This window comes from Methylosinus sp. (assembly GCF_036560965.1).
Classification (GTDB): Bacteria; Pseudomonadota; Alphaproteobacteria; order Rhizobiales; family Beijerinckiaceae; genus Methylosinus.
The window spans coordinates 63,021-83,589 of the sequence record NZ_DATBQF010000070.1; the positions used below are offsets into that span (position 1 = coordinate 63,021).

Sequence of the window (20,569 nt, forward strand, 5' to 3'; positions counted from 1 at the left end):
TCAGCCGACCTTGTCGAAGGCGAGCTTGAATGTCGCTCCGCCGCCGGGCGTCTCCTCCACCCATATGCGGCCGTCGAGCTTCCCCATCAACTCCCGCGCTATGGCGAGGCCGAGGCCGGCGCCCGGCGTCGCCTCGCTCTTTCGCCAGAAGGGCTCGAAGATCGTGTCGCGGCTGTCAGGCTCGACGCCCTCGCCATGATCTTCCACCTCGACGACTCCGTCGGCGGTCACGCGCACGACGACGGCGCCGCCGGGCGGCTCGGCGCGCACTGCGTTGGCGACGAGATTGGTGACGACGCTCTCCAGCGCCCATTCATAGGCGCGTGCGATGACGCGCGTCGCTGGCGGCTCGAAGGCCAGCCGCCGGCCGGCGCCGAGCGCGATCGGCGTGTAATCGGCGGTGACGCTCAGCACGGCCTCGCCGAGATCGAGCTCCGGCGCGGCGCACGTCCTGGCGCGCTCCTCGACCTGCGCCAGCACCATGAGCTGCTCGAGGATCGTCTGAATGCGCAGCGAATCGCGTTCGAGCTCTCTTTTGATCGGGGTATCGTCGAGCTGATCGAGCCGCGTGCGCAAAATGGCGATGGGCGTGCGCAGCTCATGCGCCGAATTGGCGATGAAGCGACGCTGGCGGGCGACGCCCGCGTCGACGCGCTCGAGCGCGCCATTCAGCGCCTCGACGAAAGGCAGCACCTCGGACGGCATGTCGGCGGTCGGCACACGCCGATCGAGCGAATCGAGATCGATCTCGGCGAGCCTCGCCGCGCTCACGCGCAGAGGCCGCAGGCTTTTGCGAACGACGATCAGAGCGACGAGCGACAGCGCCGCGCAGAGGGGGATATAGGCGACGACATTGGCCGTGGTGGGATAATTGTAGAGCCAGAACAGCACATCGTCCCAATGGAATTGCGCGCCATAGACGATGGTGCCGAAACGGCCGAAGGGCGTGCGCACCATTCGGGCGGAGCCGCGCGAGTCGGGGTCGTCGTCGCCCAATATGTGAAAGGTCGCGCCGAGCATTTCGAGCTTGCCGAGCTGGCTGCTGAAATAATCGACGAGCTCCTGCGACGAGCCGGCGAAGGCCTCGCCTGTCTGCGCGTCGAAGGCCGCGAAACGGAAGCGCGGATTGCGCGCCAGATAGTCTCGCAGCTCCGGCGTCGGCTCGATGCGAAGCCGGCCCTCGGGCGTCTTGCGGACGGCGTGCATGACGATGATGCGCGCGCGCTTCACCGTATGGCCCTCGAGCCGCACATAGCCGACATCGTCGACGCCGAGGGCCGCCAGAGGCAAGAGCACGGTCGCCGGAACGGTGAAGAAGACGATGAGCGAGAAGACGACCCAATTAAAGACGAGCCGGGAGGAGAGCGAGCGCAGCAGCCTCACGCGCGCGACATCTCGATGAGATAGCCTATGCCGCGCAGCGTATGGACCTCGACGCCGGCCTCGCAGTCCTTCAGGCGCTGGCGTAGGCGTGAGACCGACATTTTGAGCGCGTCGATCTGCACGCTGTCGTCGAGCCCATAGATTTCGCCGATCAGCGTGCTGTGCTTGACCGCCCGCCCGGCGCGCCGCATCAACGCCTCGAGCAGCAGCAGCTCGCGCTTGGCGAGCACGAAGGGGCGCCCGCGCACGAAGGCCTCGCGCTGGTTGAGATCGAAGGACAATTCGCCGAGCCCGACCGGCGGCAGGGCGACGCCCTGCGGCCGGCGCAGCACGGCCCTGATGCGCGCCAGCAGCTCGTCGACGTCGAAGGGCTTGGTGAGATAATCGTCGGCGCCGGCGTCGAGGCCGTTGATCCGGTCGTCGATCGAGCGCGCCGCCGTCACCAGCAGCACGCGCGAGCCGGGCTTGGTCGAGCGGAGCTGCTTCAGGATCGACACGCCGTCGCCATCGGGCAGGCGTCGATCGAGCAGGATCACCGGATAGTCGAATTGCGCGACCGCCTCGACGGCTTCGGCCAACGTCCCGACGCTGTCGGCGACATAACCCGATTTGGTGAGCCGGCCGGCGACGAGCGCCGCCAGCTCCGGCTGGTCCTCGACGATCAAAATGCGCATCGATGTTTTCCGCATCCCGCCCGGGTTTTCTGCGCGGCCGGCCGCAAGACGAGGCGCCGGAGCGCCAGCCTAGCCGCCGGTGTCGTATCTTTGCAATAGGTTCCGGTGAAATCGCCGCGGCCGGGCGGTTGCCGGCTCCACCGTTACGCTGCCGTTATGCGACTTTTGTTAGAGGAAAGGTCCTCGTCTGGCGTGAGGATGGAATTTGCGGCGTCTGGTTCGGATATTCGCGTTTCTGCTCGTCCTGCAGAGCCTCGCCCTGGGCATCGGCCGGGAGGCCGTCGCCGCGCATAGGGCCGTGATGGGCGGGATCGCCGCGGCCGCGGGCGAATGTCGGCCGCAGGGCCGCACGGCGCCGGCGCAGCCGGACCCGGCCGATTGCTGCCTTCTCTGCTCGCTCGATCGCGCGGATAAGCAGGCCGTCCTGCTCGCCATTCTCGCCGGCCGCTCGCAATCTCCGACCCCGCGCGCCGCCGCCGGCTTCGCCGCCCGAGCCGAGGACGGCGAGCTTTGCGCGCCGTCGCGCTGCGCCGGCTCGGCTTCTGCTCGCGGACCGCCGCCGGTCTCTCCGCCGATCGAGCGCAGCCGCCGAGGCTGCATGAGCCGTCCGCTTTAAGCGCGTCCTCGAAGACGCGGCCGGAGACCATCGCAATGCATATCGTTTCTCGCGCGGCGCGCCGCGTTCTCGCCAGCACGGCGCTCGCTCTCGCATTTCAGGCTTGCGCGCAGGCGCAGGAGCTGCTCCCGACGATCGACGTCGGCGCGGACGCGGCGCGCCGCGCTCCGGGCGGCAATGATCCGCGCAGCGCGCGATCGGGCGACCGCGTGACCGGCTACGCCGCCTCCAGCGCCGCTTCCGCCAAGCTCGACGCGCCGATCCTCGATACGCCGATCGCCGTGCAGGTGGTGACGCGCCAGATGATGGACGACCAGCAGGCCATCTCGGTCAATGACGCCGTCGTCGGCGCGGTGAGCAGCACATCGCTGATGCCGACGGGCTGCACGCTGTTCCAGAATCTCATCATCCGCGGCTTCCCGACCGGCAATCTCCAGCTCTCGCAATCCTATCGCAACGGCCTGCTGCTGCCCGCGCAGAAATGTCCGAGCACGGCCAATGTGCAGTCGATCGAGGTGGTGAAGGGCCCGGTGGCCATGCTCTACGGCCGCGTCGAGCCCGGCGGCCTCGTCGACACAATCATCAAGCGGCCGCTGGAGACGCCCTATTATTCCGTGCATCAGCAGGGCGGCTCCTTCGGCGGCGCGCGCACGACGATCGACGCGACCGGTCCGATCACGGCGGACAAGGTCTGGCTCTATCGCGTGACGGCGGAATACAACCACAATCCTTCTTTCATCGATTATGTGACCGACGATCGCTGGTTCGGCTCGGCGACCGTCACCTATCATCCGAGCGAGCAATTCAAGCTCAATGTCGACGCCGAATATTCGGACGTCAAAGGCGTCGACAACAACCCGAATATTCCGGCCATCGGCTATAACGCCGCACCGATTCCGATCAGCCGCTATCTCGCCGATCCGAGCATCACCGTCGACAATCCCAGCCATTCCATGCGCCGGCAGGTCGCCTATGACTGGACCTATGATCTCGACAAGGATTGGAGCGTCGCCAATCGGTTCCTCTATTCCAACAGCCGCGAGATTCAGACGAGCCTCTTCCTCGTCTGCGTGAACCAGCCCGGCCAGCTCAACAACACGCCGGCGAGCTGGTGCCCGACGAGCTGGCCGGTCGGCCAGGCCAATGTTTCGCTGAACTGGGGCCCCGTCGCCTATCGCACCATCACCGGCAATCTCGATGTGAAGGGCAGGTTCGACACCGGCTTCCTGCATCATTCCGTGCTGTTCGGCACGGATCATATGAGCTATTCGCAGGTCGGCGACATCTATCAGTCCAATCAGGCGCAATCGCTCGACATCTATGCGCCCAATTATTTCAGCGGGAGCTTCGCGCCCTATAGCGGTCTCGGACTCTCACGCTTCATCACGCCGGCCAATGGCACGGCCTTCATACGCAAGCAGGAGTGGCAGGGCCTCTATGCGCAGGACATGATCTCCTTCTTGGACGATCGCGTCCATCTTCTGCTCGGCGGCCGCTATGATTTCGCCAGCGCCGTGAGCTCGGGCCAATCATCGACCTCGGCGGTCCTGAACAATGCGCTGATGCGCGCCAATTATCTCGCCGTTCACGTCGCCGATCATGCCTTCAGCCCGCGCGTCGGCCTCTCCATTCAGGCGCTGCCCTGGCTCGCCGTCTACGGCAATTACACCGAGTCCTTCGGCCTCAACAATGGCGTCACCCGCAACAACACGCCGCTCGGCCCGCAACGCGCGATCCAATGGGAAGGCGGCGTGAAGGCCGAGCTCTTCGATAAGCGCCTCGTCGCCAGCGCCGCCTATTACGTGATCGACAAGCGCAATATCGCGCAGGCGACGCCGACGGCGCCGGCGGCGTTGCGCAATTATGTGTTCGATCTGCTCGATGCGCGCAGCGAAGGCGTCGAGCTCGATGTGAGCGGGCGCATCGACGACAATTGGAGCGTCATCGCCAATTTCTCCCACATGTCGACGCATGTGATGAAGGGCTCGACGCCGACAGCGACGGACCCGTTCGATGTCACCACACAGGCGCCCATCACCGGCAAGCGTCTGCCCGCCGTGCCGGACAACATGGGCAATGTCTGGGTGAAATATGAGGCGGACGGCAATCTGCGCGGCTTGAGCGGCGCGATCGGCGTGTCGCGCGTCGGCAATGCTTTCGTCGATCCGGCGAACACGTTTCTCGCGCCGGCCTATACGAATCTGAAGGCGATGGCCTCTTATCGCTTCCAGCTCGGCGGGAGCTTCGTGACGGCGCAGATCAACGCCGACAATCTCACCGGCTCCACCTATTACTATGGCACGTCGCAATTCCCCGGCCGCTTCGCCGGCACGCCCGGCGCGCCGCGCTCGGTCATCGGCTCGCTGCGCGTCGAATATTGATCCTCCCGGCCGCCGTTCGCGCGGCGGCCGGGCCTGCGACGACCCACTCGGCGGTCTCGTCTTCGATCACCCCCTTGGAACCGAGCCCGCGCGCGCCAGTTGACAGCCGATAGCCTCGACGTCGCGGCGCGGTCATGATCCGATTGGAGCACGTCACCAAATGTTTCGGCGGCGCGCGCGTCGTCGACGACGTCACGCTGACGATTCCGCCGGCCCGCACGACGGCGCTGATCGGCCCGTCCGGCTCCGGCAAATCCACGCTGCTCTCGCTGATCGTCGGCCTCGCGACGCCCGATGACGGCGAGATCGAGGTCGCGAGCCATCTGCTGACGCCGCTCTCGGCGGAGAAGCTCAGGCGGCTGATGGGCTATGTGATCCAGGAGGGCGGTCTCTTCCCGCATCTTTCCGCGCGCCGCAACATAGAGCTGATGGCGCGCGAGATGGGCTGGACGCCGGAGCGGCAGGCGGCGCGGCTCGACGAGCTGCTGCGCCTCACGCGCTTTCCGGCGCCGGCGCTGGAGCGCTATCCGGCCGAGCTCTCCGGCGGCCAGCGGCAACGCGTGGCGCTGATGCGCGCGTTGATGCTCGACCCGGAAATATTGCTGATGGACGAGCCCCTGGGCGCGCTCGATCCGTTGATCCGCGCCGATCTGCAGGACGATCTCGCCGATATTTTCGCGCGTCTCGCCAAGACGGTCGTCATCGTCACCCATGATCTCGCCGAGGCCGGATTCTTCGCCGAGACGATTGTTCTGATGAATCACGGCCGCATCGTGCAGCAGGGGCGCTTCGTCGATTTCGTCGAGCGGCCGGCGGAGGCGTTCGTCACGCGCTTCGTGCGCGCCAGCGCGCGGCGCCTCGCCGATCTGCCGCCGCCGCCGGAGGGCGCGCGATGAGGCGCGTCGCGCCCATCGGGCTCGCGCTGCTTTTTCTCTGCGCCTGCGCGCGTGACGCGGAAACAGGCGTGCAGATCGGCTCCAAGACCTTCACCGAATCGATCATTCTCTCCGATATCGTCGCCGATCTCGTCGCCGCCTCCGGCGCGCGCGCGATCCGCCGTCCGGCGCTCGGCGGCACGAGGCTCGTCTGGAACGCGCTGCTGTCCGGCGAGATCGACGCCTATCCCGAATATACCGGCACGCTGCGGCAGGAGATCCTCGCCGAGCGGCGGCTTTCCAATGATCGCGAGATCGCGGCGGCGCTCGCCGGGCTCGGGCTGCGCATGAGCCTGCCGCTCGGCTTCGGCAATGGCTATGCGCTCGGCATGCGCCGCGACAAGGCCGAGGCGCTGGGCGTGCGGACCATCTCCGATCTCGCGCGGCGTTCGTCGCTGGTCTTCGGTCTCAGCGAGGAATTGCTCGCCCGCGCCGACGGCTGGCCGGCGCTGCGCGCGGCCTATGGGCTCGAGGCGGAGGATGTGCGCGGGCTCGATCACGACATCGCCTATAAGGGCCTGATCGAGGGCGCCATCGACGTCGTCGATCTCTACACCACCGATCCGCAGATCGCCGATCGGCGTATCCTCGTGCTCGCCGACGACCGCAAGCTCTTCGCCGAAAATCGCGCGGTTCTGCTCTATCGCGCCGATCTCGAGCAGCGCGCGCCGCGGGCGGTCGCGGCCATGCTGCGGCTGGAGGGCCGCATCGACGCGGCGGCCATGATCGCGATGAATGTCGCGGTGAGGACCGGCCTGCGCAGCGAGCGCGAGGCGGCGGCGAATTTCGTCTCCGCGCAATTCGGCGTCGAGGCGCCGGCGGCGTCGCAGGGATTGGTCGAGCGCGTGCTGAGGCGCACGCGGGAGCATCTCTTTCTCGTGAGCGTGTCTTTGGCGGCGGCGATCGTCGTCGCTCTGCCGCTCGGCGTGGCGGCGGCCAGGCGGCCGGTCCTCGGCCATGCGATTCTCGGCGTCGCCAGCGTGCTGCAGACCATTCCGTCGCTGGCGCTGCTCGTCTTCATGATTCCGCTGCTCGGCATCGGCGCGCCGCCGGCGATCGCCGCGCTTTTCCTCTACAGCCTGCTGCCGATCGTGCGGAATGTCGCGACCGGCCTGACGACCATTCCGCGCGCGATAAACGATTCGGCGATCGCCATCGGGCTGACGCCCTGGCGGCGGCTGCTGCTCGTCGAATTGCCCATGGCGTCGCCGGCGATGCTCGCCGGGCTGAAGACGGCGGCGGTCATCAATGTCGGCACGGCGACGCTCGGCGCGCTCATCGGCGCGGGCGGCTATGGCCAGCCGATCTTCACCGGCGTGCGCCTGGATAATTTCGCGCTGATCCTGGAAGGGGCGATTCCGGCCGCGCTGATGGCGCTGGCGGCGCAGGGGCTGTTCGATGCGATCGAGCCATGGGTTGTGCCGCGGGGGTTGCGGCTGAAGGCGAGCGGGTGATTTCGCGTGGGCGCGGCCGCTCCTTCTCCCGCCCCTGCGGCAGAAGGACGTAAAAAAGAGAGGGGCTGAAAACCCGCCTCACTCCTTCGGGAAATCCAGCCGCATCTCGCGATAGCGCTCAGGGTCGTCGGCCCAGTTCTCGCGCACTTTCACGAACAGGAAGAGATGCACCTTCTGCTCGGCGGCCTCCGCGATCTCGCGCCGCGCGGCCTGGCCGATCGCCTTTATGGTGCGGCCGCCCTCGCCGATGACGATCTTCTTCTGCCCGTCGCGGGTGACATAGATCGTCTGCTCTATGCGCGCCGAGCCGTCCTTCTGATTCTCCCAGGACTCGGTCTCGACCGTCGATTGATAGGGCAATTCATCGTGCAGCCGCTCGAAGATTTTCTCGCGCGTGATCTCGGCGGCGAGCAGGCGCAAAGGCGCGTCGGAGAGCTGGTCTTCCGGATAGAGCCAGGGCGAGGGCTGCATCAGCGCGCCGAGCTTGGCCTTCAGATCGGCGACGCCGTCGCCATTGAGCGCGGAGATCATGTAGGTCTCGATGAAATCCGCCTTCGCCGTGAGCGCCGCCGTCAGCGCCAGCAAGGAGTCGCGCGGCACCAGATCGATCTTGTTGAGCGCCAGAATTTTCGGCGCGGACAGCGTGGCCAGCTTGGCGACGATCTCCTCCACCTCGGCGACGAGGCCGCGGCGCGCGTCGACGAGCAGCACGATCGCGTCGGCGTCGCCGGCGCCGGCGATGGCGCTCGCCACCATGGCGCGGTCGAGCCTGCGCTTGGGCGCGAAAATGCCGGGCGTGTCGACGAGGATGAGCTGCGCCTCGCCCTCGAGCGCGATGCCCCGCACCAGGGCGCGCGTCGTCTGCGCCTTGCGCGAGACGATCGACACTTTGGCGCCCACGAGCTGATTGAGCAGCGTCGACTTGCCGGCGTTGGGCGCGCCGACCAGAGCGACGAAGCCACAGCGGGTTTCTGTCACGAATATGCGCCTTTCGATGTTGGCGTGAAGTCCTGGTCCAAATCAGCGCCCTCACCCTGCGGAGCCGGCGTCTCGAAGGGTCGCGACGCCGCGCGCTGGCGGAGTGTCTTTCGAGGCTTTTTGCGTTCCGCAAAAAGCGCCTCAGGACGAGGGGATTGTCGTGTCGAGCCCGTGAAGCTGGCGCTCACGCCTCTTCCCTCTCGATCCCCTCGCGGTCGAGAAAGGCCTGGGCGGCCGATTGCTCGGCGGCGCGCTTGGAGGCGCCGGCGCCGGCCGCCGCGACAAAGCCTTCCACCTCCACCGCCACCTCGAAAAAGGGCGCGTGATCCGGTCCGCTGCGCGCCGCGAGCCGGTAGCGCGGCGTCGCCAGCCGGCGCGCCTGCGCCCATTCCTGCAGCGCGGTCTTGGCGTCGCGCAGGCGGCGTCCCGGCGCGCACATGCGCTCGGCGAAAGCGGCGCGCACCACGGCCTCGGCCGCTTGCGGGCCGCCGTCGAGATAGACCGCGCCGATGATCGCTTCGCACATATCGCCCAATATGGCGCGCTTTTTCCGTCCGCCGGTCTGCGCCTCGCCATCGCCGAGCCGCATGAAGGGGCCGACGCCCCAGCGCTCGGCCGCTTCCGCGCAGGTTTCCTTGCGGACGAGATCGGCGAGCCGCCGGGACAATTCGCCCTCGCTCTCCTGCGGAAAATTCTCATAGAGCATATGGGCGACGACGACGCCGAGCACGCGGTCGCCGAGAAACTCCAGCCGCTCATAGGAATCGGGCCGCGCCGCGGAGGCGCTGACATGCGTCAGCGCGTGCTCCAGCAGGCCCCGGTTGGCGAAGCCATGGCCGACATTCGCCTCGAGGACGGCGAGGTCCTCCCGACCGAGAGCGCCCATTAGCGTCTGCTTTATGCGGAGCGGCGTCAATGCGCCGGCTTGAACAGCCGATTCCATCTGACCGTCCACGGCCAGCGCCAGAAGGCCAGAGCATATTCGTCCTTCTGCACCGAGAAGAAGATGATCTCGGCGCGGCCCACCAGATTTTCGAAGGGCACGTAGCCGACGCCGCCTTCTTCCGGCGCGAAGCGCGAATCGGTCGAATTGTCGCGATTGTCGCCCATCATGAAATAGTGATTCGGCGGCACGACGAAGAGCTCGGTATTGTCCTTGTAGCCGTGGTCGCCCTCGATCTCGATGATCGTATGGGCGACGCCGCCGGGCAGCGTCTCGGTATAGGTCGGCACCTCGACCTCGCGGCCGTCGCGGCCCTCGTGCTTCTCTTTGAGCTTGGCCTCGCGCGGCACGATCTCGCCATTGATCGAGAGGCGGCCCTCGATCATCTGGATGCGGTCGCCGGGCAGGCCGATCACGCGCTTGATATAATCGGTCTCATTGTCGCGCGGCAGCTTGAACACGACCACATCGCCGCGCTTGGGCTGCGAGCCGAGCACGCGGCCGGCGAAGAGATCGGCCCGCCAGTCGAGATAAGGCACGGAGGGCAGGGAGAAGTTCGAATAGCCATAGGCGTATTTCGAGACGAAGACATAGTCGCCGATCAGCAAGGTCGGGATCATCGAGCCCGAGGGGATGTTGAAGGGCTGAAACAGCAGCGTGCGAATGACGAGCGCGATGACCAGCGCCTGGACGATCACCTTGATCGTCTCGAGCAAACCACCTTCGTCGCGCCGTTCGGCGACCGAGACGTTCCTGCTCAAACCGCGTCACTCCCTTTTGGCCGAAGCCGCTTTCGGTCGTCTTGGATCAATTTGCGAGCGAGCCTGAAGGCTCGCGGTCGATGAGGGTCGAACCGTGAGCCTTCAGGCTCGCCCGCTCGTCTATCACGTCAACGCCTCTATGAGAACCTGGGCTTGCGCGAGTGGATATTCGTCGGTCAATGTGAGGTGAACGACCACTTTCGCGCCCTTTGGCGTGATCTCGGCCAGGCGCTCGGCGGCGCCGCCGGTCAGCTCGACCGTCGGCTTGCCGGAGGGCAGATTCACTACGCCCATGGTTTTCCAGGTGATTCCGTCTTTTATGCCGGTGCCGAGCGCCTTGGCGCAGGCCTCCTTGGCGGCGAAACGCTTGGCGTAGGAGGCCGCGCGCGTGGCGCGGCCCTCCGATTTCTCGCGCTCGATATCGGTGAAGCAGCGGTGGATGAAGCGATCGCCATAGCGCTCGAGCGCCTGCTCGATGCGGCGAATGTCGCAGAGATCGCTGCCGAAGCCGATGATCATGAGGCGGCCGAGCCTTCGTCGATCGCGCGGCGCATGGCCCGGATCGTTTCGGCGAGGCCGACGAACACCGCCTCGCCGACGAGGAAATGGCCGATGTTCAATTCGACGATCTGCGGCAGGGCGGCGATGCGCCGCGCCGTCGCATAGTCGAGCCCATGGCCGGCGTGGCACTCGAGCCCGCACGCCGCCGTATGGGCGGCGGCCGCGACGATGCGGGCGAACTCGCGCTCGGCGGTCTCGAGGTCGCCCACCTCGACGGCGTGGCACCAGGCGCCGGTGTGCAGCTCGACGACCGGAGCGCGGATCGAGGCGGCGGCGTCGATCGCCTCGGCGCCCGGCTCGATGAACAGAGAAACGCGAATTCCGGCGCGGTTCAGCTCGTCGACGAAGGGGACGAGATGATCATGGCCGCCGATGACGTCGAGGCCGCCTTCCGTCGTGCGCTCGGTGCGCCGCTCGGGCACCAGGCAGACGGCGTGCGGCTTGGTCTCGAGCGCTATGTCGAGCATCTGCTCGGTCGCCGCCATCTCGAAATTGAGCGGCCTGGCGATCTCTGGCTTGGAGATTTCGGCCTTGAGCCGCGCCATATCGGAGTCGCGAATATGGCGGCGATCCTCACGCAGATGCGCCGTTATGCCGTCCGCGCCCGCCTCTATGGCGAGCAGAGCGGCGCGCACCGGGTCCGGCCCCTGGCCGCCGCGGGCGTTGCGGATGGTGGCGACGTGATCGACATTCACGCCGAGGCGGATACGGCGAGCCTTCATCTTTCCTCACCTCCGAGCCTTGCTCGCATCATCCCGAGCCTTGCTTGCGTCGCCTCGAGCCTTGCTCGCCATCACCCGATGACGCGCTCGACCTTGCTGACCAGAGCGCTCGCCCGCAGCCGGGCGACGATGTCGTTCAAATGTTTCAGATCGGCGACTTCCAGATCGAATCGCATCTCACGAAAGTCGGGAGAATGAATGGCGAAGGCGACATTGTCGATATTGGCTCCCGTCTCGCCGATCAGCGTCGCCAGCCCGCCCAGCGTGCCCGGCTCGTTGATCGCCGTCACCACGAGGCAGGCCGGGAACAGTTCCCGGCTGTCCGGATCGATGTCCCAGCGCACGTCGAGCCAGCGGTCCGGCTGGTCGTCGAAGGCGGTGAGCGCCGGCGATTGTATCGGATAGATGGTGATGCCTTCGCCCGGCGTCAGTATGCCGACGATACGGTCGCCCGGCACCGCGCCGCCCTCCGGCGCGAAGCGCACCGGCACGTCGCCGCGCAGGCCGCGGATCGGAATGGCGCTCGATTGATCGACGACGCCCGGCGCCTTGAACACCACATTGACGTTGGACTTCATGCCGAACCAGCCGGGCTCGCCCGGCTCGAGCCGCATTTGCGGCGCGGGCTTGCGCTCCTCGCTGAAGTCCGGATAGACGGATTTCACCACATCGCCCGAATAGATCTCGCCGCGGCCGACGGCGGCGAAAGCATCCTCGAGCGAGGCGCGGGCGAGCCGCGGCAGCGCGGCTTTCAGCTTCTCGTCCGAGACCGGGCGGCCGGCCCGCTCGAAGGCGCGGGTCACGATCTGCCGGCCGAGCCCGGCATATTGCATGCGCACGGCCTCGCGCGTCGCGCGGCGGATGGCGGAGCGCGCCTTGCCGGTGACGACGAGCGACTCCCAGGCCGCCGGCGGCACATGGCCCTCGGCGCGGATGATCTCCACCTCGTCGCCATTCTGCAATTGCGACAGAACCGGCGAGATGCGGCCGTTGATCTTCGCCCCGACCGCGGAATCGCCGACGCGCGTATGCACCGCATAGGCGAAATCGATCGGCGTCGCGCCGCGCGGCAAAGCGATGAGCCCGCCCTTGGGCGTGAAGCAGAACACCTGATCCTGGAACAATTCGAGCCGCGTATGCTCCAGGAACTCTTCCGGACTGTCGCCATGGGCGAGCAGCTCCAGCGTGTCCTGCAGCCATTTGAAGGCGCGGCTCTCCTTGGCGAGATCCTCCTTGCCCTCGATGCTCGACGAATCCTTGTAGAGCGCATGGGCGGCGATGCCGAAACGCGCGATCTCATGCATGGCGGCGGTGCGGATCTGCAATTCCACGCGCTGATGGCCGGGGCCGATCACCGTCGTATGAAGGGAGCGATAATCATTCTGCTTGGGCGTCGAAATATAGTCTTTGAAACGGCCGGGAACGCTCGGCCATTTGGTGTGCACGACGCCGAGCGCGCGATAGCAGTCCTCCACGCCGTCGACGATGATGCGGAAGCCGAAAATATCGGACAGCTGCTCGAAGGCGATCGATTTGCGCTCCATCTTGCGCCAGACGGAGAAGGGCGTCTTCTGCCGCCCGGTGACGGCCGCATGAATGCCGCGATCGGCGAACTCCTGCGTCAGCTCCTTCTCGATCTTCTTGATGATGCGGCCGTTTTTCGCGCGCAGATCGTGCAGGCGCGATTCGATCGCCTGATAGGCCTCCGGCGTCAGATGGCGGAAGGCCAGCCCCTCCAGCTCCTCGCGCAGGCGCTGCATGCCCATGCGGCCGGCGAGCGGGGCGTAAATGTCCAGCGTCTCCTGCGCGATGCGCGCGCGCTTCTCGGGCGGCACGAAATGCAGCGTGCGCATATTGTGCAGCCGGTCGGCGAGCTTGACCAGCAGCACGCGCACATCCTCGGCGACGGCGAGCAGCAGCTTGCGGAAATTCTCGCCCTGAGCGGCTTTTTTGGAGACGAGGTCGAGCTTCTCGATCTTGGTCAGCCCGTCGACCAGCTTGCCGATCTGCGGGCCGAACAGACGGTTGATCTCGTCGAGCGTGGAGCTCGTGTCCTCGATCGTGTCGTGCAGCACGGCGGCCACGATGGTGGCGTCGTCGAGCTTGAGGTCGGTGAGGATCGCCGCCACTTCCAGCGGATGGGAGAAATACGGGTCGCCGGAGGCGCGGGTCTGCTGCCCATGCGCCTTCATGGCGTAGACATAGGCCCGGTTCAGCAGATCCTCGTCGACCTGCGGGTTGTATTTGCGCACCCGCTCGACGAGTTCATATTGGCGCATCATCGGCGTCGACCAACGATCTGGTTGCGCGGATCGTCGGGGGCGTCGCGGAACTCACGGGGAAGATCGGACGGGAGACGGCGCGAGGGCCCGAAGCCGGCCGACGGCCGCATTCGAGCGCGATTGTAGAACACCTCGCGGCCGGCCTCCTAGAGATTTCGGCGACGGAGCGCCGGGCGGATCTAGGCGGCGGAGGATCTCGGCGGCGGACGATCTCGGCGGGATTTACTCGCCTTCGTCCTCGACCTCGGCCGGCGGCACCAGCCCTTCGAGGCCGCGGAGAAGATCTTCCTCCGTCATGCGGTCGAATTGCGCGTCGCCGCCGTCGGAATCGGGCGTCGCGGCGGTGAGCGCGGGCACCGTCTCGGTCTCGGGCTCGTCGACCTCGACATGGCGCTGCAGCGAATGGATGAAGTCTTCCTTGAGATCGTCGGGCGAAAGCGCGGTCTCGGCGATCTCGCGAAGCGCGACCACGGGATTCTTGTCCTTGTCGCGCTCGACCAGGATCGATTGGCCGGAGGAGATCAGCCGCGCGCGATGCGCCGCGAGGAGAACCAGATCGAAACGGTTCTCGATCTTGTCGATGCAGTCTTCGACGGTGACGCGCGCCATGTCGTTCGGACTCCTCTAGCTTTCGAGCGAGCCGCCTGCTACACCAATTCCTTGCCCCTGGCAATGCGCGACGGCGAGGCCTGTCACGACCACGCCGATAAGATCGGGCCTATCGCAGTCTATTGCTGTAGTATTTCTGGACGGATTTTTCGCGTACCCCCTTGACGACCGCCGTTACATGGTCGATTTACGACATTAACGAAGGGCGTGACTGTAATGTGACCAAAGCTGTTCGCGAAGCGCGCGCGTTTGCAAAGCGAGCGCTACAAGCTTCGCGGCGCGGGCCAAAGCGTCGTGATGCAGCGGAGGCGGTGGCGCGCGTGAGTCGCGTCATGTAGAGAGGCGTGCCGCCAGTAGGGTCGGCGGCGCGCTCGGCAAGCGGCTGCCCCTCGATACTGGACCCGACAAGCGAGACCAAGCACTATGGCAGACCCGGAACGAATTGCCTTATTCATTGATGGCGCCAACCTCTATGCGACCGCCAAATCGCTCGGTTTCGACATCGACTACAAGCGGCTGTTGCGCGAGTTCCAGGGCAGGGGCCGGCTGATTCGCGCCTTCTATTACACGGCGCTGATCGAGGATCAGGAATATTCGTCGATCCGTCCGCTGATCGATTGGCTCGACTACAATGGCTACGCCGTCGTGACGAAGCCGACCAAAGAGTTCGTCGATTCGCTCGGCCGCCGCAAGGTCAAGGGCAATATGGACATAGAGCTCGCCGTCGACGCGATGGAGATGGCGGAGCATATCGACCATATGGTTCTGTTCTCGGGAGACGGCGACTTCCGCTCCCTGGTCGAGGCCGTCCAGCGCAAGGGCGTGCGGGTCTCGGTGATCTCGACGATCACCACGCAGCCGCCGATGATCGCCGACGAGCTGCGCCGCCAGGCCGATGAATTCGTCGATCTCATCCATCTCGTCGGCAAGATCGGCCGCGATCCGGGCGAGCGCGCCGAGCGCATGCAGCGCTTCCAGGAGCGCCGGCCGCAGCCGGTGACGCCGGGCGGCGCCCCCGACGACGAACACGACGCCTGATCGAAAATCACCTTCGCGCGCGGACGAGCCGGGCCATGACTGCCAGCTCTGTCCGCGTCTCGTCGTTTATCGGCGGGAGCTGAGGGAGAGCCATCCCGATTGGCATAATGCGCCCGTCGGCGATTTCGGTTCGCTGGACGCGCGTCTGCTGGTCGTCGGCCTCGCGCCCGGGCGAATGGGCGCAAACCGCACCAGCCGCCCTTTCACCGGCGACGACGCCGGCCGTCTCCTCTACGCCACTCTCGCGGAATTCGGCTTTTCGAGCGGCGTCTACGACGCCCGCTCGGACGATGGCGTCGCCCTCGTCGATTGCCGTATCGCCAATGTCCTGCGCTGTGTTCCGCCCGGCAATAAGCCGCTCCCGGCCGAGCTTTCGGCCTGCCGCCCCTTCTTCGTCGCGACGCTCCGCCGCCTGAAACGGCTGCGACTTATCGTCGCGCTCGGCCGCGTCGCGCATGAGGGCGCGCTGCGCGGCCTATCGCTGAAGACCGGCGGATTCCCCTTCGCGCATGGGCGCGAGCATGAGATCCAGCATGCGATCGCCGATAATACTACGAATAGTCCGATTATTCTTATCGACAGCTATCATTGCTCGCGCCTCAACACCAATACGGGCGCGCTGACGCCGCAAATGTTTCGCGCGATCTTCGCGCGGGCTCGGGAGATTTTGGACGCGCGCTGATCTTCGACGCTTCAGCCGCGGTCGCGCAGCAGCCGGCTCTTCTCGCGGCCCCAGTCGCGTTTCTTCTCGACCTCGCGCTTGTCGTGCAGCTTCTTGCCGCGTCCCAGCGCGATCTGCAGCTTGGCGCGGCCGCGCTCGTTGAAATAGAGCTTCATCGGCACGATGGTCATGCCCTCGCGCTCGACGCCCTGCGACAACTTGGCGATCTCGCGCTGCTTCAACAGCAGCTTGCGCAGCCGCTTGGGCTCGTGATTGAAGCGATTGCCGGCCAGATATTGCGGAATCGTGGCGTTGACGAGCCAGGCCTCGCCCTTGCGGTCGACATGGGCGTAGCTCTCGGCGATCGTCGCCTTGCCGGTGCGCAGCGACTTCACCTCCGTGCCGGTCAGCGACAGGCCGGCCTCGAAGATCTCGCCGATCTCATAATCGTAGCGCGCGCGCCGGTTGTCGGCGACGACCTTGAAATTCGAATTTTCCTTCTCGGCCACGGTTCTGGTCCTGCGTTCGGCTCAGGCGTCCAGCACGCCCGCCGAGACGAGGGCGTCGCGAATCGCCTTCTTCGTCGGCTCGGAGGAGGGCACGAGCGGCAGGCGGACCTCTTCCCGCGCGCGGCCGAGCAGCGAGAGCGCGTATTTCGCTCCCGTCACGCCGGCCTCGAGGAAGATCGCCTGCTGCAGCGCGGTGAGGCGGTCCTGCAGCGCCAGCGCGGTTTTGAAATCCCCGGCGAGCGCGGCGTTCTGCAGATCGGCGCAGAGCGCGGGCGCGACATTGGAGACGACCGAGATGACGCCGATCGCGCCGACGGCGACGCTCGCCAGCGCCAGAATGTCGTCGCCCGAGAATTGCGCGAAATCCGGCCCGATGGCGGCGCGCTGCTGGAGAATGCGGCCCACATTGCCGGTGGCGTCCTTGACGCCGACGATGGTCTTCAGCTCGGCGAGGCGGGCGAGCGTGGCGACGCTCATGTCGACCACCGAGCGCGGCGGGATGTTGTAGACGATGATCGGAATCGAGATCGCCTGCGCCACCGCCTCGAAATGGCGATAGAGGCCTTCCTGATTCGGCTTGTTGTAATAAGGCGTGACGACGAGCACGCCGGCGGCGCCCGCCTCCTGCGCATGGAGGGCGAGGTCGATCGCCTCGCGCGTGTTGTTGGAGCCCGCCCCGGCGATGACGGGGACGCGGCCGGCGGCCTGCCGAATCACGGTCTCGACGACGGTGCGATGCTCTTCGTGGCTCAAAGTCGGGCTCTCGCCCGTCGTACCCACGGGAACCAGGCCGTGCGTCCCGCTCTCGATCTGCCAGTCGACGAGCGCGCGCAGACCTGCGAGGTCGACCGCGCCATCGACGAAAGGCGTGACCAGAGCCGTGTAAGATCCTCGGAAGACTGGCTTGTCGTTCATATGCCGTCGCTTTCGCTGCGCCACGCGGGCGCCGTAATCGCCGCGCTTACTGACTGGGACTGGTACGGAGAATTTTCGGCCTTTCCCTCGCGGCGGCCATTCCGCTTCGGAGATTGGCGCCAGTCATAGCCTCTGGGCGTTTAGGTGAAAAGGGTGCGCGACCTCTCTGCGAGCGGAATCGCCGAATAGCTCGAGCGACGGGTCGACGCCGAGAAGAAAATTTGAAAATCCCGCGGCTTATCGATTTGGTTGACAGTTCTGCAACGAAATGACCGCAGGCTGGATGACGTCGAGTGTCCGGAGCGTGAGGCTGATGACGAATCGCCAGAGGGGCGCCGCGCGCCTCGTTCTTCTCGTCGCCGCCCTGGGCGTTGCGGCGGCCGTTTTTCCGACGACACAGCGCCGCATCCCGGACCACGACAACGACGATCCGCAGTCCCCGGCGGCCGCGTCCTCGCAACAGGAGCCCTCGCCGCAGGTGCCCTGGCGGCCGCGCGATTCGGCGCGTGAGGCGCTGCATGATTTTCTCGGCTCCGGCGACGCCCCGCCGGACCGGCGCACGGCCAGCTTGCTGCGCCGGCCGGCGGAGGGCGACGCCGCCTCCAAGCTGCTGGCCTACGCGCCGGCCGACGGCGGGCTCGATTTCGAGGCGCATGCGCCGCAGCCGCCCGAGGCGGCGGTTCTGCTCGGCCCGGATTACGAGGCGTTCGGCCGCGCGCTCGCGGCCTTCAAATCCGGTGATTTTTCCGGCGGCGATCTGGCGCTCGGCGGCGTCGAGGCGCCGCTCGCCCGCGCCGCCGCGCAATGGGCCGGGCTGCGGCTGCATCCGCGCGAGGCCGGCTTCGCGCGGCTGTCGAAATTCTTCGCCGAGCATCCGGGCTGGCCGGCCTCGGCCTGGCTGCGCCAGCGCGTCGAGGAGGCGCTCTATGGCGACAAGCATCCGGATCGGCTGATCGTCGATTATTTCGCCGAGCGGCCGCCCAAGACGCCGGCCGGCAAGCTCGCGCTCGCCCGCGTCATGGCCCGCCGCGGCGAGCCGCTGGAGGTCGCGGCGCTGATCAAGCCCATGTGGCGCGAGGATGATTTCAACGAGCCGCTGGAGCAGACGGCGAAGAAAGAGTTCTCCGACTATCTCGACGTCGCCGATCACAAATATCGCGCCGACCGGCTGCTCTACGCCGAGAAGATCGGCCCGGCGCTGCGCGTCGCCGCCCATGCCGGCAAGGAGACGCTCGATCTCGCCCGCGCCCGCGCGCTGGCGATCAATGAGAGCGCTTCGGAAAAAACCTTCTCGGCCCTGCCGGCCGAGGCGCAGAAGGACCCGGGCCTGATCTTCGCGCGCATTCACATGCTGCGTCACCAGAAAAAGCTGGTCGAGGCGGCGGCGCTGCTGCGCACGGCGCCGCGCGATCCGCGCCTCGTCGTCGACGGCGACGCCTGGTGGGTGGAGCGCCGGCTCATCTCGCGCAAGATGATGGATCTCGGCCAATTCGAGCAGGCCTATGAGCTCTGCGCGCAGCATTCGGCGCGCTCGCTCACCTATCGCGTCGAGGCCGAGTTCCACGCCGGCTGGATCGCGCTGCGCTTCCTGAACGATCCCGCCAAGGCGGAGCGGCATTTCGAGGCGATCGCCCGCATCGCCGAGACGCCGATCCAGAAATCGCGCGGCGCCTATTGGCTCGCCCGCGCCGAGGAGGCCGGCGGCGCGGCCGCGGCGGCGCGCGCGTCCTACGAGAACGCCGCGCTGCAATCGACGACCTTCTACGGCCAGCTCGCCCGCGCCAAGCTCGGCGCCTTCGATTCGCCGCTGCGCCCGACGCCCGAGCCCGCCCGCGGCGACGCCCGGGACGAATCGGTGCGCGCGGTCGAGCTGTTCTTCGCCGCCGGCGAGAAGGAGATCGCCGCGCAGCTCGCCGCCGATGCGGCGAAGACGCTGGTCGGCGAGGCGCAGCTCTCGGCGCTGACCGAGGTGGCGCAGCGCCGGCGCGAGGCCAAAATTTCGCTCACCCTCGGCAAGCTCGCCTCCTATCGCGGCGTCGCCATCGACGACGCCGCCTTTCCCTCTTTCGGCATACCCACTTTCGCGGCGCTGCCGCGCTCGGCCTCGCGGGCGATCGTCTACGCCATCGCGCGGCAGGAAAGCGCCTTCGATCCCAAGGCGGTCTCCAGCGCCGGCGCCATGGGGCTGATGCAGATGATCGCCTCGACGGCGCGCCATACCGCGCAGCAGACCGGCGTCGGCTTCGATTTGAAGCGCATGATCGACGAGCCGGCCTTCAACGCGCGGCTCGGCGCGGCGCATCTCGGCATGCTGCTGGACGAGCACAAGGGCTCCTATATCCTCGCCTTCGCCGCCTATAACGCCGGCGGCAAAAGGGTGAAGGAATGGATCGACGCCTATGGCGATCCGCGCAAGCAGGAGATCGATCCGATCGATTGGGTGGAGCGCATACCGATCAGCGAGACGCGCAACTATGTGCAGCGCGTGATCGAGAATCTGACCGTCTATCGCGCCCGCTTCGGCGACCGCGAGACGCGCGCGCCGCAGGGCGATCTGTGGCGGATGCACGCGGCCAATTGAGGGGCGATTTCGCCTCCCGCTGCATTGGCGCGGGCGCGGCGAGCCCTTATATCGAGGTCGCCTCACACTGGAGCGTCCCGTGTCCCAGAAGCACGAAATCGACAGACAGGCCGAAATCGAGATTCTCCCGCCGGAGACCGAGAACGGGCCGCGCCCGCGCTCCCGCGCGCGCATCTGGATCGGCGGGACAAATGGCGTGAAGGTCATCAAGGTCGGGCCGATCGGCGCCGCTGTGCTGACGCTCGCCGGCGCGGTGGCTCTGGCGATGGGGCTCATCTTCTTCGCCAGCGCTTTTCTGGTGCTGTTGCCGATTGCGCTGGTCGTCGGGGCCATCGCCTATCTCACCGGCGCCGCGGGCAATCCCTTCCGCCGCATACGCTGACGCGGCTCGGCCAATTTCCGGGCTTTGCGGAGGCCGCCGGCGCTGGTAGATAGGGCCATGGTCCTGCGCCGCAGCACACGAATTATCGGCCCGGCCCGCGCTCGAGCTTGACGAGGCTCGCGCGGCGACCGGGTTCTCGCGCCCATTCGAGGCGCCCTTCCACTTGTTTTCCCTTCCCTTTCGC

Annotated in this window: 19 protein-coding genes; 8 read left to right on the top strand and 11 right to left on the bottom strand. The window is 66.7% G+C overall.

Annotated elements, in window-relative coordinates:
* Positions 1-1,383, bottom strand: coding sequence for a HAMP domain-containing sensor histidine kinase (locus tag VIF40_RS18620; protein WP_331939014.1), 1,383 nt, complete (start codon positions 1,381-1,383; stop codon positions 1-3).
* Entirely contained in the window at positions 1,380-2,057 is a 678-nt protein-coding gene (locus VIF40_RS18625) for a response regulator transcription factor (protein ID WP_331939015.1), read from the bottom strand. The genes VIF40_RS18620 and VIF40_RS18625 overlap by 4 nt, the downstream gene beginning before the upstream one ends.
* Before the next feature lie 205 nt (positions 2,058-2,262).
* Between VIF40_RS18625 and VIF40_RS18630 the strand changes: the two genes are divergently transcribed.
* The 4 genes from VIF40_RS18630 to VIF40_RS18645 all read left to right on the top strand — a co-directional run bounded on the left by VIF40_RS18630 (position 2,263) and on the right by VIF40_RS18645 (position 7,443).
* Positions 2,263-2,673: a hypothetical protein gene (locus VIF40_RS18630; RefSeq protein ID WP_331939016.1), complete on the top strand. Its 411-nt coding sequence runs from the start codon at positions 2,263-2,265 to the stop codon at positions 2,671-2,673.
* A gap of 35 nt (positions 2,674-2,708) precedes the next feature.
* Positions 2,709-5,054, top strand: a complete 2,346-nt coding sequence (locus tag VIF40_RS18635; RefSeq protein ID WP_331939017.1) for a TonB-dependent siderophore receptor — start codon at positions 2,709-2,711, stop codon at positions 5,052-5,054.
* A gap of 134 nt (positions 5,055-5,188) precedes the next feature.
* Positions 5,189-5,950, top strand: a complete 762-nt coding sequence (locus VIF40_RS18640; protein WP_331939018.1) for an ATP-binding cassette domain-containing protein — start codon at positions 5,189-5,191, stop codon at positions 5,948-5,950.
* On the top strand, positions 5,947-7,443 hold the full coding sequence (locus VIF40_RS18645) for a glycine betaine ABC transporter substrate-binding protein (protein ID WP_331939019.1): 1,497 nt from the start codon (positions 5,947-5,949) through the stop codon (positions 7,441-7,443). The genes VIF40_RS18640 and VIF40_RS18645 overlap by 4 nt, the downstream gene beginning before the upstream one ends.
* Before the next feature lie 78 nt (positions 7,444-7,521).
* Here VIF40_RS18645 and era read toward each other — a convergent pair whose 3' ends face one another.
* The 7 genes from era to rpoZ form a co-directional block, all read right to left on the bottom strand.
* On the bottom strand, positions 7,522-8,421 hold the full coding sequence (era, locus tag VIF40_RS18650) for a GTPase Era (protein WP_331939020.1): 900 nt from the start codon (positions 8,419-8,421) through the stop codon (positions 7,522-7,524).
* 184 nt (positions 8,422-8,605) lie between these two features.
* Positions 8,606-9,307: a ribonuclease III gene (gene rnc / locus VIF40_RS18655; RefSeq protein WP_331939067.1), complete on the bottom strand. Its 702-nt coding sequence runs from the start codon at positions 9,305-9,307 to the stop codon at positions 8,606-8,608.
* Between the two features lie 26 nt (positions 9,308-9,333).
* Positions 9,334-10,125, bottom strand: coding sequence for a signal peptidase I (gene lepB, locus VIF40_RS18660; protein ID WP_331939021.1), 792 nt, complete (start codon positions 10,123-10,125; stop codon positions 9,334-9,336).
* Between the two features lie 123 nt (positions 10,126-10,248).
* Positions 10,249-10,644, bottom strand: coding sequence for a holo-ACP synthase (gene acpS, locus VIF40_RS18665; RefSeq protein WP_331939022.1), 396 nt, complete (start codon positions 10,642-10,644; stop codon positions 10,249-10,251).
* Positions 10,641-11,408, bottom strand: coding sequence for a pyridoxine 5'-phosphate synthase (locus VIF40_RS18670; RefSeq protein ID WP_331939023.1), 768 nt, complete (start codon positions 11,406-11,408; stop codon positions 10,641-10,643). The genes acpS and VIF40_RS18670 overlap by 4 nt, the downstream gene beginning before the upstream one ends.
* A gap of 71 nt (positions 11,409-11,479) precedes the next feature.
* Positions 11,480-13,690: a bifunctional (p)ppGpp synthetase/guanosine-3',5'-bis(diphosphate) 3'-pyrophosphohydrolase gene (locus VIF40_RS18675; RefSeq protein ID WP_331939024.1), complete on the bottom strand. Its 2,211-nt coding sequence runs from the start codon at positions 13,688-13,690 to the stop codon at positions 11,480-11,482.
* A gap of 222 nt (positions 13,691-13,912) precedes the next feature.
* Positions 13,913-14,299, bottom strand: a complete 387-nt coding sequence (gene rpoZ / locus VIF40_RS18680; RefSeq protein ID WP_331939025.1) for a DNA-directed RNA polymerase subunit omega — start codon at positions 14,297-14,299, stop codon at positions 13,913-13,915.
* Positions 14,300-14,722: 423 nt separating this feature from the next.
* Between rpoZ and VIF40_RS18685 the strand changes: the two genes are divergently transcribed.
* Positions 14,723-15,337: an NYN domain-containing protein gene (locus VIF40_RS18685; RefSeq protein ID WP_331939026.1), complete on the top strand. Its 615-nt coding sequence runs from the start codon at positions 14,723-14,725 to the stop codon at positions 15,335-15,337.
* A gap of 79 nt (positions 15,338-15,416) precedes the next feature.
* Positions 15,417-16,019 (top strand): uracil-DNA glycosylase, encoded by a 603-nt coding sequence (locus VIF40_RS18690; protein WP_331939068.1) that lies wholly within the window; start codon positions 15,417-15,419, stop codon positions 16,017-16,019.
* A gap of 11 nt (positions 16,020-16,030) precedes the next feature.
* Here VIF40_RS18690 and smpB read toward each other — a convergent pair whose 3' ends face one another.
* Positions 16,031-16,507 carry an SsrA-binding protein SmpB gene (gene smpB, locus VIF40_RS18695; protein WP_331939027.1) on the bottom strand — a complete coding sequence of 159 codons (477 nt, stop codon included), beginning with the start codon at positions 16,505-16,507 and terminating at the stop codon, positions 16,031-16,033.
* A 21-nt stretch (positions 16,508-16,528) separates the two neighbouring features.
* Entirely contained in the window at positions 16,529-17,422 is an 894-nt protein-coding gene (gene dapA / locus VIF40_RS18700) for a 4-hydroxy-tetrahydrodipicolinate synthase (protein WP_331939028.1), read from the bottom strand.
* 313 nt (positions 17,423-17,735) lie between these two features.
* On the opposite strand from dapA, the gene VIF40_RS18705 reads away from it, so the two are divergent.
* Together VIF40_RS18705 and VIF40_RS18710 are read left to right on the top strand one after the other, a co-directional pair.
* On the top strand, positions 17,736-20,003 hold the full coding sequence (locus tag VIF40_RS18705) for a lytic transglycosylase domain-containing protein (protein ID WP_331939029.1): 2,268 nt from the start codon (positions 17,736-17,738) through the stop codon (positions 20,001-20,003).
* A 79-nt stretch (positions 20,004-20,082) separates the two neighbouring features.
* Complete coding sequence (locus tag VIF40_RS18710) at positions 20,083-20,385, top strand: hypothetical protein (protein ID WP_331939030.1); 303 nt, start codon at positions 20,083-20,085, stop codon at positions 20,383-20,385.
* Positions 20,386-20,569 lie beyond the last annotated feature (184 nt).